The sequence below is a fragment of the Pseudoclavibacter helvolus genome, assembly GCF_049707175.1.
GTDB lineage: Bacteria > Actinomycetota > Actinomycetes > Actinomycetales > Microbacteriaceae > Pseudoclavibacter > Pseudoclavibacter helvolus_A.
Map to the genome: position 1 here is coordinate 191,954 of NZ_JBNAFM010000003.1, position 12,584 is coordinate 204,537.

Annotated in this window: 9 protein-coding genes; 6 read left to right on the forward strand and 3 right to left on the reverse strand. The window is 67.2% G+C overall.

Annotated elements, in window-relative coordinates; genetic code table 11:
* Nucleotides 1-10 precede the first annotated feature (10 nt).
* The 3 genes from ACPYN9_RS03740 to sucB all read left to right on the forward strand — a co-directional run bounded on the left by ACPYN9_RS03740 (nucleotide 11) and on the right by sucB (nucleotide 4,480).
* A complete protein-coding gene (locus tag ACPYN9_RS03740; protein ID WP_424464018.1) occupies nucleotides 11-1,477 on the forward strand; it encodes a leucyl aminopeptidase in 1,467 nt (488 codons plus the stop codon).
* 91 nt (nucleotides 1,478-1,568) lie between these two features.
* A complete protein-coding gene (lpdA, locus tag ACPYN9_RS03745) occupies nucleotides 1,569-2,969 on the forward strand; it encodes a dihydrolipoyl dehydrogenase (RefSeq protein WP_424464020.1) in 1,401 nt (466 codons plus the stop codon).
* A 32-nt stretch (nucleotides 2,970-3,001) separates the two neighbouring features.
* On the forward strand, nucleotides 3,002-4,480 hold the full coding sequence (sucB, locus tag ACPYN9_RS03750) for a 2-oxoglutarate dehydrogenase, E2 component, dihydrolipoamide succinyltransferase (protein ID WP_424464022.1): 1,479 nt from the start codon (nucleotides 3,002-3,004) through the stop codon (nucleotides 4,478-4,480).
* 18 nt (nucleotides 4,481-4,498) lie between these two features.
* Here the strand turns inward: sucB and ACPYN9_RS03755 are convergent, their stop codons facing one another.
* The gene (locus ACPYN9_RS03755; protein ID WP_424464024.1) at nucleotides 4,499-6,169 is read right to left on the reverse strand and encodes a hypothetical protein; all 1,671 of its coding nucleotides are present in this window, start codon (nucleotides 6,167-6,169) and stop codon (nucleotides 4,499-4,501) included.
* Nucleotides 6,170-6,284: 115 nt separating this feature from the next.
* On the opposite strand from ACPYN9_RS03755, the gene ACPYN9_RS03760 reads away from it, so the two are divergent.
* Nucleotides 6,285-7,004, forward strand: coding sequence for a DUF4191 domain-containing protein (locus ACPYN9_RS03760; protein WP_424464026.1), 720 nt, complete (start codon nucleotides 6,285-6,287; stop codon nucleotides 7,002-7,004).
* A 37-nt stretch (nucleotides 7,005-7,041) separates the two neighbouring features.
* On the opposite strand, the gene ACPYN9_RS03765 is transcribed toward ACPYN9_RS03760, so the two are convergent.
* On the reverse strand, nucleotides 7,042-7,467 hold the full coding sequence (locus ACPYN9_RS03765; protein ID WP_424464028.1) for an RDD family protein: 426 nt from the start codon (nucleotides 7,465-7,467) through the stop codon (nucleotides 7,042-7,044).
* A gap of 166 nt (nucleotides 7,468-7,633) precedes the next feature.
* On the opposite strand from ACPYN9_RS03765, the gene glnA reads away from it, so the two are divergent.
* Nucleotides 7,634-9,058, forward strand: coding sequence for a type I glutamate--ammonia ligase (gene glnA, locus ACPYN9_RS03770; protein WP_424464029.1), 1,425 nt, complete (start codon nucleotides 7,634-7,636; stop codon nucleotides 9,056-9,058).
* Nucleotides 9,059-9,188: 130 nt separating this feature from the next.
* Entirely contained in the window at nucleotides 9,189-9,518 is a 330-nt protein-coding gene (locus tag ACPYN9_RS03775) for a hypothetical protein (protein WP_424464031.1), read from the forward strand.
* A gap of 47 nt (nucleotides 9,519-9,565) precedes the next feature.
* On the opposite strand, the gene ACPYN9_RS03780 is transcribed toward ACPYN9_RS03775, so the two are convergent.
* Complete coding sequence (locus ACPYN9_RS03780; protein ID WP_424464032.1) at nucleotides 9,566-12,583, reverse strand: bifunctional [glutamine synthetase] adenylyltransferase/[glutamine synthetase]-adenylyl-L-tyrosine phosphorylase; 3,018 nt, start codon at nucleotides 12,581-12,583, stop codon at nucleotides 9,566-9,568.
* Between the last annotated feature and the right edge of the window lies 1 nt (nucleotide 12,584).

Below are 12,584 nucleotides of genomic sequence, written 5' to 3' on the forward strand. Positions count from 1 at the left end.
GCTGTCTCGCATGACGCTCGCCACCCTCGAAATCGCCGAATCCGCCTCCGACGCACAGCTCCTGGTGCTTCCCGTGCTCCGACTCGATGACTCGCTCACGATCTCGGCGCCTCCCGGGCTCCCGGACCTCGAGCCGCACCTCGAGGCGACCGGGTTCCGGGGCAAGAGCGGCGAGACCCAGAGGCTCGCTATCCCCGTCGATGGCGGGGTCCGAGCTGCGATCGCGATCGGTCTCGGCGACGGCTCCGACGAGGAACAGGCTCGCCGCGCAGGCGGCTCGCTCGCCCGTGCGGCCGGTGCGCCGTCGATCGCGATCGACGCAGACACCCTTGAGCCGCGCATCCGCGAGGCCCTCCTGCTCGGCGCCCTACTCTCCAGCTACCGCTTCACCGAGTACAAGTCGGAGACCGACGAGGACGCGGTCTCAACGATCACGGTCGTGACCACCGATGCGGCGAGAGCCGAGCTCGAGAACGCGAGGGCGACGACAATCGCGCGCGCCGTGGCGCTCGTGCAGGATGCGGTGAACACGCCACCAAACGACCTCCCGCCGGCAGCGCTCGCACAGATCGCGCTCGACGTCGCCACGCAGCACGGCTTCGAGGCGCGCGTCTGGGATGAGCAGCAGCTTCGCGACGGCGGGTTCGGGGGCCTCACGGCGGTCGGCCAGGGCTCATCGCGAGGCCCGCGACTCGTGCGCCTCGCCTATCGCCCCGCGGCTGCCCAGGCGCACATCGCCCTCGTTGGCAAGGGCATCACCTTCGACACTGGGGGCCTCTCACTGAAGCCGGCCGGCTCCATGGTCGGCATGAAGTTCGACATGGCTGGCGCCGCCACCATCATCGGCGTGCTGCAGGCGGCGGCGACCCTCGGGATCGACGTCGCGATCACCGGCTGGCTCTGCATCGCGGAGAACATGCCCTCGAGCACCGCGACGCGACCGGACGACGTCGTCACGATCTACGGCGGCAAGACCGTTGAGATCACGAACACCGACGCGGAAGGCCGCATCGTCATGGCTGACGGCATCGCGGCCGCCAGCGAAGAGCATCCCGACCTCATCGTCGACATCGCGACGCTGACGGGGGCCCAGGTCGTGGCACTCGGTGACCGCACCACGGCGGTCATGGGCAACGACGACGCATGGATCTCGAAGGTACTCGAAGCCGCACGCTCCGTCGGCGAGCCGGCGTGGGCCATGCCAATCCCCGAAGAGGTCGGCGAGACGCTCAAGTCGCCCGTCGCGGACCTCGCGAACATGCGGTCGGGGAACCGCTCAGCCGGGATGCTCGTCGCCGCCGCGTTCCTCGAACGATTCGTGGGCGAGCGGGCAGACGACAGCGGAGCGATCCCCTGGGTGCACCTCGACATCGCAGGACCCTCCAACAACGGCTCAGCGCCGTACGGCTACGTGCCGAAGGGGGCCACCGGCGTCATGGTCCGAACGCTTATCGCCCTTCTCGAGTCCCGCGCCTGAGCTGGTTCTTCCTGCCAGTTCGACGCGTGTAGGCTTCCCTGAGGGGTAATTTCGCCGCGCGTGGCGACCACAAACCGGCCGCCGCTTCTCTATGAATTCCATTGAGGGAGTTTTCCGGGTGTCAGAACACAATTTCGACCTCGTCGTCCTCGGCGGAGGAAGTGCGGGATACGCCGCAGCTATCCGCGCCGTTCAGCTGGGCTCAACCGTCGCTCTGGTTGAGAAGGACAAGCTCGGAGGCACGTGCCTCCACCGTGGTTGCGTGCCTACCAAGGCCATGCTCCACGCCGCTGAGCTTGCCGACAACGCACACGAAGCCGCATCCGTCGGCGTGCTGACCGAGTTCCAGGGTGTCGACATCGAGAAGGTCAACGCCTTCCGCGAGGGCATCGTCGCCAGCAAGTTCAAGGGACTCCAGGGCCTCCTTAAGGCCAAGGGTGTCACCGTCTTCCAGGGAGAGGGCAAGCTTGTCTCCCCCACGACCGTGCAGGTCGGCGACGACACGCTCACGGGCAAGAACGTTGTGCTCGCGACCGGCTCGTTCTCGCGCTCGCTTCCCGGCCTCGAGATCTCGGGCAACGTCATCACCAGCGAGCAGGCCCTCGAGCTCACTTGGCTCCCGAACCGCGTCGTGATCCTCGGCGGCGGCGTCATCGGACTCGAGTTCGCCAGCGTCTGGCGCTCCTTCGGTGTCGAGGTCACGATCGTCGAGGGCCTCAAGCACCTTGCTCCCGCCGAAGAAGAGTCGGTCTCGAAGCAGCTCGAGCGTGCGTACAAGAAGCGCGGCATCGACTTCAAGCTCGGTGTGCGCTTCAAGGGCGTCACGCAGGACGACTACGGCGTGCACGTCGAGCTCGAGTCCGGCGACGTGCTCGACGCGGACCTGCTGCTCGTCGCAGTCGGCCGCGGCCCAGTGACCGCTGGCATCGGCCTCGAAGAGGTCGGCGTGACCACCGACCGCGGCTTCGTGCCGGTCGACGAGACGCTGCAGACCAACGTCCCCGGCGTCTACGCGATCGGCGACATCGTCCCAGGCCTGCAGCTCGCCCACCGCAGCTACCAGCACGGCATCTTCGTCGCCGAGCAAATCGCGGGTCTGAACCCCGTGCAGGTTGAGGACATCAACATCCCGAAGATCACGTACTCCGACCCCGAGATCGCCTCGGTCGGCTACTCCGAGGTCAAGGCGAAGGAGAAGTTCGGCGACGACGCCATCTCCACCGCCGAGTACAACCTCGCGGGCAACGCCAAGAGCTCGATCCTCGGCACGAGCGGCACCGTGAAGCTCGTTCGCGTGAACGACGGCCCGATCGTCGGCGTCCACATGATCGGCGGCCGCGTCGGCGAGCTCGTGAGCGAAGCTCAGCTCATCGTCAACTGGGAGGCCTACCCAGAGGACGTCGCGCACCTCATCCACGCCCACCCGACGCAGGGTGAGACGATCGGCGAGGCTGCGCGCCTGCTCGCCGGCGTCCCTCTGCACGCACTCTGACCAGCCAGAACCACTCAAGGAGAACCCACATCATGAGCGAAGACGTAACGCTCCCGGCACTCGGCGAGAGTGTCACCGAAGGAACCGTCACCCGCTGGCTGAAGAGCGTCGGCGACACCGTCGAGGTCGACGAGCCGCTGCTCGAGGTCTCGACCGACAAGGTCGACACCGAGATCCCGTCGCCCATCGCGGGCGTCCTCGAGGAGATCCTCGTCGGAGAAGACGAGACCGTCGAGGTTGGCGCAGTGCTCGCGCGCCTCGGCGACGGCTCCGGTGCCGCCGCGTCCGACGACGCAGCCCCAGCTGAGGAAGCCAAGGCTGAGCCCGAGGTCGAGGAAGCCGCCGAGGCGACCTCGCAGCCAGCCGCGGCTCCCGCCGCCGAAGAGGCACCCGCCGAAAAGGAAGACGAGGGATACGCGGAGCCGGCTCCCGAGAAGGAGACGACCTCCGAGGCCCCGGCGCAGCAGGCCGCGACGCCCGCCGCGCAGACCGCGCAGCAGTCCGCATCCGCTCCCAAGCCGCCGGCACAGCCGAAGCAGCCCTCGCAGCCGAAGCAGGGCGGCGACTCGGCGCAGGCAGCATCGAGCTCCGACCCGCGCTACGTGACCCCGCTTGTTCGCAAGCTCGCGGCCGACGCAGGTGTGGACCTCACCAAGGTGCAGGGCACCGGAGTCGGCGGCCGGATCCGCAAGGAAGACGTGGTCGCCTTCGCAGAGTCGAACAAGGGGTCCGCGCCGGCTCAGGCCGCCGCGGCCGGCACGCCGGGCGAGCCCACGCCGTTCGAGGTCTCCGAGTTGCGCGGCACGACGGCGAAGATGTCGCGTCTGCGCAAGGTTGTCGCGGAGCGCGCTGTCGCGTCCATGAACTCGACGGCCCAGCTCACGACGGTCGTCGAGGTCGACGTGACGCGCATCGCGCAGCTGCGCGACCGCGTCAAGGGTGACTTCCACGCGAAGACGGGCAACAAGCTCTCGTTCCTGCCGTTCTTCACGCTTGCTGCGGCCGAGGCTCTCCAGAGCTTCCCGATCATCAACTCCACGGTTGACGGCGACTCGAGCGTCTACCCGGAGACCGAGAACATCGCGATGGCGGTCGACACCGAGCGCGGTCTGCTCACGCCCGTCATCAAGAAGGCGTCCGAGTTCGACATCGCCGGCCTCGCGGGTCAGATCGCTGATCTCGCCGAGCGCACGCGCGACAACAAGCTCCTCCCGGATGAGCTGGCCGGTGGCACGTTCACGGTCACGAACACGGGCTCGCGTGGCGCGCTGTTCGACACCCCGGTCGTGTTCCTCCCGCAGAGCGCGATTCTCGGCACCGGTATCGTGGCGAAGCGCCCCGCGGTCGTCAAGACGGCTGACGGCCAGGAGTCGATCGCGATTCGCTCGCTGGTGTTCCTCGCCCTGAGCTATGACCACCGCATCATCGACGGTGCAGACGCGGCGCGGTTCCTGTCGCAGATCAAGCACCGCCTCGAAGAGGGCGCGTTCGAGGGCAACCTCGGGCTCTAGCCAAGCTCAGCGGGCGGCTCACGCCACTCGCACATCACGCAGGCGCCAACCGGCCTCCCCACGAGCGATCGTGAGGGAGGCCGGTGGTGTCTCGGCACCTTGCACCGCGTCGCTCGACCAGAGGTCGATGACGGCGAAATCGCCATAGCGGTCACGAAGCGTCGCCGCGGTGAGGCCGAGCAGCTCGTCCTCGGCTCCCGCACCGCGCGCGAGATCTGCGTGCAGACCCGGCGCATCGCTCTGATACAGCTCCTCAAGACAACCGGGAGCACTCGCGCTGAGGCAGGCAGCGCGACCCGCGACGAGCGCCAGGGCCGCCGCAATTGGATCATCGCCGAGCGCGACGCTCTGCCACTCTTGTGGCGTCGCCTCGTCCGGCGCCTCGGCGTCTTCTTGAGCTGCTGTCGCTGCGGGCGATGTGCCCTGCAATGCCAGCCCCTCCGGCGGGGTGGTCTCGGAGTCCGCGGCCAGCGTGTCGTTCGCGGCGACCGACTCCCCACCGGTCTCCAGATCGAGCGTCCAGAGGCTCACAGCGCAGACGCACATGATCACACCCGCCACGGCCGCCACCCGGTACGGCGTCCTGACGCGCGTGAGCCAGCCACCTCCGGATCCTGTCCGGTGACGTGCACGCTGCGACCTCCTCCGTGAATCCTCGCGGTTCCCGCCAGGCCGTCCCCCACGGTTGCCGGGGAGACGTGCGGATCTCGCCGCGCTTCGCCCGCCCATCCCAGCGCCGACCGTGTCGCCGTCGAGCAGCGACTCCGCTGCAATCGGAGCGTCCGCATCCCCCAGCGCGTCTCCGTCCGTCTCCTCGAAGGAATCCCACGACGGAGTGCGCTCCAACGGCGCGGCCAGCACCGCGCGGCGTGGTCCGTGCTCTCCGGACGAGGGATCAATGACCTCACTCGGGTCCTGCCAGGAGAAGAGCGCGTCGAGCAGTCGGCGGCCGAGCTCGTCATCGACCTCTCCCGAGAGGCAGCGATCAAGTTCGCGCTCCAACGGCGCCGGGAGCTCAGTGACGCTGGGCAGCTGCGCAAGCACGAGGTCAGCCACCGCCTCGAAGGTCCTCCAATCTCGCGCAACACTCACCGTTGCGCGGCTCTGCTCCGCCGGCAGCTTCGCCGCTGCCTGCCACCTCGTGAAGATCGGGCGGCCGAGGTCGGTCAAGCGCACGTCCCCGCATCCGAACGGGCCCACCGATACTCCGTGCCGGTGCAGCTCGCCCATCGTCTCCGCTAGGGCGGCGAGAATCGTCACGATCTCTCCCGTCGAGAGCGGCGTCGGTCGATCGAGGAGCTGCTCGAGGCTCGAGCCCGCCGCAGCCTCGAGCACGGCCACAGCCTGCCCGTCATCAGTCGTTCCGATATCGAGGACCGCTGGAACACCCGGTGCGTCGAGCTGCTCGAAGAGTTCGCACAGCTCGCTCAGGCTCGGACCGTCACCAGGCTCCCCCTCGATCAGGAGCTCGACCACCCCCTCGGGCGCACCTCGACCGACGTCCCAGGCTGGTTCCGTGCTCCCGGAAAGCCAGTCCTGATCGTCGAGTGCTGCTCGCTCGCGAGCGACGGCGAGGTAGCGCCGCCAGGTGCCGGTGCCACTGAGCACCTCGACGACTCGCCAGCCCGCGATATCCAGGTACTCGGCGCCACGCCGCCGTTCAGTTCTTCGGTGATCTCTTGCCTGCACACCGCGAGTCTGGTGGCCACGATGCCCCCCTGCGCGGACGACTTCTCTCCCTGTGGAGAAGTCGTCACCGATCGAAGGTGAATACGCGGTGAAGTGCCGGTATTCTAGGAACACTATGGCGAACTCTCCACAAGCCAGCGCAGCAGCGGAAAAAGAGCCGGGTCGCTTCAAGCAGATCTGGCAAGTTCTCAAGATGACGGTCAAGTACGACAAGACCGCACCTTGGATCATGGCCGCTGCCGTGCTCGTCCCTCTGATCATCGCAGCGCTCGTGAGCATCTTCCTGCCCGGCTCGAACGCGCTCATCTGGATCCTCACGATGATCCTCGGCCTCATGGTCGGCCTGCTCCTCTTCATGTTCACGCTCAACTGGCGAGCCGAGCGCGTCGCATTCGGACAGCTCGAAGGTCGCGCGGGAGCCACCGGACAGGTACTCACCAGCGCCATGCGCGGAACCTGGCAGACCAGCGAGATGCCGGTGGCCTTCAACGCAAAGACGCAGGACGCCGTCTACCGTGCAATCGGCAAGCCCGGCGTCGTCATCTTGACCGAGGGCAGCAAGGCGGGCACGAAGCGCCTGCTCGACGACGAGCGACGCAAGACCGCTCGCATCCTGCCGAACGTTCCGATCCACCACTTCCACGTGGGCACGGGAGACGACGACGTCAAGCTCGTTCGCATCCGCAAGACGCTGAACAAGCTCCCCAAGAAGCTCACGAAGCCTGAGATCGTCGCGGTGACCAGCCGCCTGAAGGCGCTCGGCAGCAACGCGCTGCCGATCCCGAAGGGCATCGACCCGATGCGCATGCGGTCGTCGCGTTCGCAGATGCGCTGACCCGACGCGTCACCCGCCTGAGGCTCGCCCTGCCGCTCTACACGAGCCGCAGGGCGAGTTTCGTCATGATGTCGTGTCCGCCGCGCTGATCGCTGTCCCAGACGAGCATCGGGAGCACCAGCGTCACGAGCAGCTGCCGGAACAGTGGTCGCACGTAGCCCGGCGCCGAACCGTCGAGGCTGGTCACGCGCATCCGGAAGAGGAGGTGGCCGATCGAACCCCCGAAGAGCATGATGCCGACCGCCGTCATCGCGAAGAACAGCAGTAGGATCGCGATCGAGTCGTAGTCGAAGAGCAGGTAGGCGAGCCCCGCGGCGACCGCGTAGTCCACGATGAGCGCGGGGATGCGGCGACGCATCGGTGCGATCGAGCCGCGGCCCTCTTCCGGATATCCAAGGCGGTAGCCCGGGTAGCGGTTGTTCTCCGGTCGAGCGAACTCCGGATTCGTTGACTGAACGGGCATCGTCCAAGCCTACCGCCGACCGGACTCGGCTCCCCGCGTCGAAACCACCTCTATCACGCTCTGCGTAACGTGCGCGAAACATAACAGTGACCACGGGGCAACAGCGAGTGGTTAGCTTGTGACAGGACCCCGTCCGCCAACACCTTCGACACGACCCGGAGAAGCCATGTTCAAAGAACCGTCTGAAGTCCTCGCCTATATCGCCGATAACGATGTCAAGTTCCTCGACATCCGCTTCACCGACCTCCCGGGTGTGCAGCAGCACTTCAACATCCCCGCGTCGACTGTCGATGAGGAGTTCTTCTCCGTCGGCCAGCTCTTCGACGGCTCCTCGATCCGCGGCTTCGCGTCGATCCACGAGTCCGACATGCAGCTCATCCCCGACGTGACGACGGCGTACCTCGACCCGTTCCGCGAGGCGAAGACGCTCATCATGGTCTTCGACATCTATAACCCCCGTACCGGCGAGATCTACCACCGTGACCCGCGTCAGGTTGCGAAGAAGGCTGTCGACTACCTCTCCTCCACGGGCATCGCGGACACCGCGTTCTTCGCACCAGAGGCCGAGTTCTACATCTTCGACGACGTGCGCTACTCCGTCACCTCGAACCAGAGCTTCTACTCGGTCGACTCCGAGGAAGGCGCCTGGAACTCCGGCCGCGAGGAAGAGGGCGGCAACCTGGGCAACAAGACGCCGTTCAAGGGTGGCTACTTCCCCGTCTCCCCCGTCGACAAGACCGCAGACCTGCGCGACGACATCACGCTGAAGCTCATCGAGGCAGGCTTTGTCCTCGAGCGCTCGCACCACGAGGTCGGCACCGGCGGCCAGCAGGAAATCAACTACCGCTTCGACACGATGGTCAGCGCGGCAGACGACATCCTGAAGTTCAAGTACATCGTCAAGAACACCGCTGAGCAGTGGGGCAAGTCGGCGACGTTCATGCCGAAGCCGCTCTACAACGACAACGGCTCCGGCATGCACACGCACCAGTCGCTGTGGAAGGACGGCGAGCCGCTCTTCTACGACGAGGCCGGCTACGGCTCGCTCTCCGACACCGCACGCTGGTACATCGGCGGTCTGCTCGCGCACGCCAACTCGCTGGCCGCCTTCACGAACCCGACGACGAACTCCTACCACCGTCTCGTCAAGGGCTTCGAGGCTCCAATCAACCTGGTCTACTCGGCCGGTAACCGCTCGGCTGCGATCCGCATCCCGATCACCGGCTCGAACCCGAAGGCGAAGCGCATCGAGTTCCGCGCTCCCGACGCATCGTCCAACCCGTACCTCGCGTTCGCCGCTCAGCTCATGGCTGGCCTCGACGGCATCCAGAACCGCATTGAGCCGCACGAGCCGGTCGACAAGGACCTCTACGAGCTTCCCCCGGAGGAGGCGAAGAGCATCCCGCAGCTCGCGACCTCGCTGCCGGAGGCGCTCGCAGCTCTCGAGGCTGACCACGAGTACCTGACGAAGGGCAACGTCTTCACGCCGGAGCTCATCGAGAACTGGATCAACTACAAGACGGTCAACGAGGTGCAGCCGCTCGCGCAGCGCCCGCACCCGTACGAGTTCGAGCTCTACTACGGCGTGTAGTCAGCCGCTGAGCACCCGCGGCTGAGCCGCGGCGAACGACGGAGCCCGCCTGGTCTTCCCATCGAGGAAGCCCAGGCGGGCTCTTGTGTTCCTCCCAGGAACGCAGCGCACGACCTGTCAGGCTGGGTGGATGGATGAAGACGAGCTCCGAGCGCAGGCGCTTGCCGCGATCGACCACCACAAGAGGCTCGCGGCGAGCATCCACGCGGCAGCGGTTCGCCGACTGTCCGCTGATCCGCAGAGCGAGGACTGGCTCGTTCACAACGCCGACGTCGATCGCTACATCGACGAGCTGCTCGCACACGAGTTCACAACGGCGAAGTCTGCGCTCCAGGCGCTCGCCGCCCACGAGGCGCAGCACGCGGTCGGCATCGGGAGGCAGTCGGGACTCGACGCGGTACTGATTGCCGACAGTCTCGAGCGCGCCATCCTCGATCAGCAGGCGACCACGGACGAATGACCTGAGGGGCGACCTGCGTCACCCCGGAGCCGGAGCGGTGCGCGATGCTACTCGCCGTAGAACAGCCGCTCGAAGACGCGACGGGCACGGCGCGTCTCCCCCAGGTAGTCGTCCTCGAGGTGTGGCCCCGACCCGGGGGCATATCCGAGCGCCCTCGCGACGGCATCAAGCGTGGGGCCGTCTTGCGGGAGCAGGTCTGACTGCTTGTTCGTCGCCAGGTAGAGCGCCGAACGCACGCGCGAAGCGAGCAGCCACGCATCCCGCAACTGATTGGCGTCACCCGGCGTCAGCAACTCCGACTCCTGCGCGGCGTCGAGCGTGCCCAGCGTCGAGGTGGTCCGCAGCGCTCCCGTGTGCATCGCATGCTGCAGCTGCAGCGTCTGCGCCAGCCACTCGACGTCGCTCAGCGAGCCGCGCCCGAGCTTGAGGTGACGCGTCGGGTCGGCGCCCTGCGGGAGACGCTCGTTCTCGACCCGCGCCTTGATTCGGCGGACCTCCGTGAGGCCCTCGTCGGAGAGCTCCTTGCCGTAGCGAACCTCGTCGACGAGCTCCATGAAGCGGTCGCGGACGTTGGCGTCGCCGACGACGTCCTGCGCCCTCAGGAGCGCCTGAGTCTCCCAACCGAGCGACCACCTGGCGTAGTAGCTCCGGTACGCGGAGAGGGAGCGCACGAGCGGGCCGGATTTGCCCTCGGGCCGGAGCCCGGCATCGAGATCGATCGGCATGCGCGGGTCCGCAGTGAACTCTACGATGCGGTGCACCAGCGCGAGGGCGCGGCGGCTCGCCAGGTCAGGGTTCGTGAAGTCGCCCGGCTCGAAAACGTACAGCACGTCGAGATCTGAGCCGAAACCGAGCTCGCGGCCGCCGTAGCGTCCCATGGCGATGATCGCGAACGGCGGGTACTCGACCTTGTCGATTCGCCGCACCGCGTCGTAGGCGCCCTGGAGGGTTGCCGTCGCGATATCGGAGAGGCCCGCGCCGGTCTGCTTGATGTCGATGAGGCTCAGCAGACCACCGATTGCGAGACGCAAGACCTCGCGCCTGCGGAACGTGCGGAGTGCCCGTCGCAGCGAGACCTCGTCGTCGTGACGACGGATGGTGGTGGCCACCTCGTCGAGGAGCGCGTTGAGCGATCGTGGCTTGAGCCGTGCGTCGTCATCGAGCCACTTGACCGCCTCAGGGTAGAGCTCGAAGAACTCGGCGGCGAACTTCGAACCGGACAGCAGTTGCGTGAGCCGCTTCGCCGCAGCCGAGCTGTCGCGCAGCAGTCGCAGATACCAGGCGGTGTCGCCAAGTCGCTCGGAGAGCTTCCGGAAGGCAAGGAACCCGCTGTCGGGATCGCTGCCCTGTGAGAACCAGTCGATGAGCACCGGGAGCAACGTGCGCTGCATAATGGCGCGCCGAGAGACACCCTTCACGAGCGCCGTGATGTGTGCCAGCGCCCCCTTGGGATCGAGGAACCCGATCGCGCGCAAGCGGGCCTCGGCCTGATCGGAGCTCAGGGCGAAGCCCTCCGTCGGCAGCGCCGCGACCGCAGACAACAGCGGGCGGTAGAACACCTTCTCGTGCAGTCCCCGGACACGAAGCTTCACGCGCTGCCACTCGTCGGTGAGCTCCCGAGAGTTCGCGAAGCTCGCCGAACGGGCGAGCACCGCACGTTCGATGTCGCTCGTCGGCATGAGGTGGGTGCGCCGAAGCGCGCGAAGCTGGATGCGGTGCTCGAGCAACCTGAGGAACTCGTAGTCGGACGAGAACTGGTTGGCGTCATCGCGACCGATGTAGCCGCCCTCGCTCAGCGCGTCGAGCGCCGCGAGCGTCGAACGCTCGCGCACGCTCTCGTCGTGCTGGCCGTGCACGAGCTGCAGCAACTGCACGGTGAACTCGATGTCGCGCAGCCCTCCCGGACCGAGCTTGATCTGAAGATCGACTTCCTGGGCCGGGATGTGGTCGGTGACGCGTTCGCGCATCGCTCGGACCTGGTCGACGAAGTCGGTTCTGCTCGCGCTCGCCCAGATGAGCGGCTCCACCCGCCGCTCGAAGTCCGCGCCGAGGCTGAGGTCGCCCGCCATGGCGCGTGACTTGATGAGGGCCTGGAACTCCCAGTTCTTGGCCCAGCGCTCGTAGTACTTCGCGTACGAGTCGATCGTCCGGACGAGCGCACCGTCCTTGCCTTCGGGGCGCAGGTTCGCATCCACTTCCCAGAGGGCCGGCTCGACGTCGGTCGAGTCGATGACGCGCATCGTGAGGCTCGCGAGGCGAGTGCCGATCTCGACGGCCTTCGGTACCGGGACGCGCTCAGTGTCAGATGACTCAGCCACGAACATGATGTCGACGTCGCTGATGTAATTGAGTTCTTCCGCACCGGCCTTGCCCATGCCGATGATCGCCAGCCGCACGCACTCGACCTGCTCCGCGGGGAATCTTCCGAACCCGCTCGGAGGGGATTGCGTCTCGGCGCGGGCGACCATGATGGCCGCGTCCAGAGTCTCACCGGCAAGGTCGGCCAGGGCTCGGCTCACCTCACGGACGCAGCCGCGCTGGTCGTCCTGCGCGAGGTCGAATGCGGTGATGCGGGCCAGCTCAGTGCGGTAGCGGATGCGCAGCGAGCGGATGGCCTCGGGGCCGGTCAGCTGGGCGACCGCCATGCCGAACCCGCCGTCAGCATCGGCGCGCTCAGCGTCGACGCCGACGCTCGCCGCCATGCGTCGCTGCAGCTCCTCGCGGGTCGGCAGCTCCACCTCGCCCGATTGGACGACTTCCATGGTGCGCGGATGCCTCAGGAAGAACTCCGCGAGCCCCGTCGACGCCCCGAGCAGGCGGACCACAGTCTTCGCATTCGGTCGCTCGGCGAAGAGCGAGTCGACGGCGCTGGGATGCTGTCTCGCGAGGTACACGAGCCACTGCAGCGCCTGGTCTGGATCGGCTACGCGCTCGTCAACGACGGCGAACACGTCGTCAGCGCGCACCCTGGTGAGCTCTGCGAGCTCGAGCAGGCGAGGTTCCGCTTCGCTGGGCGCGGCGAACCCCGCCCTCGCGAGGCGTGTCCGGAGTCCGTCTGACCTCACG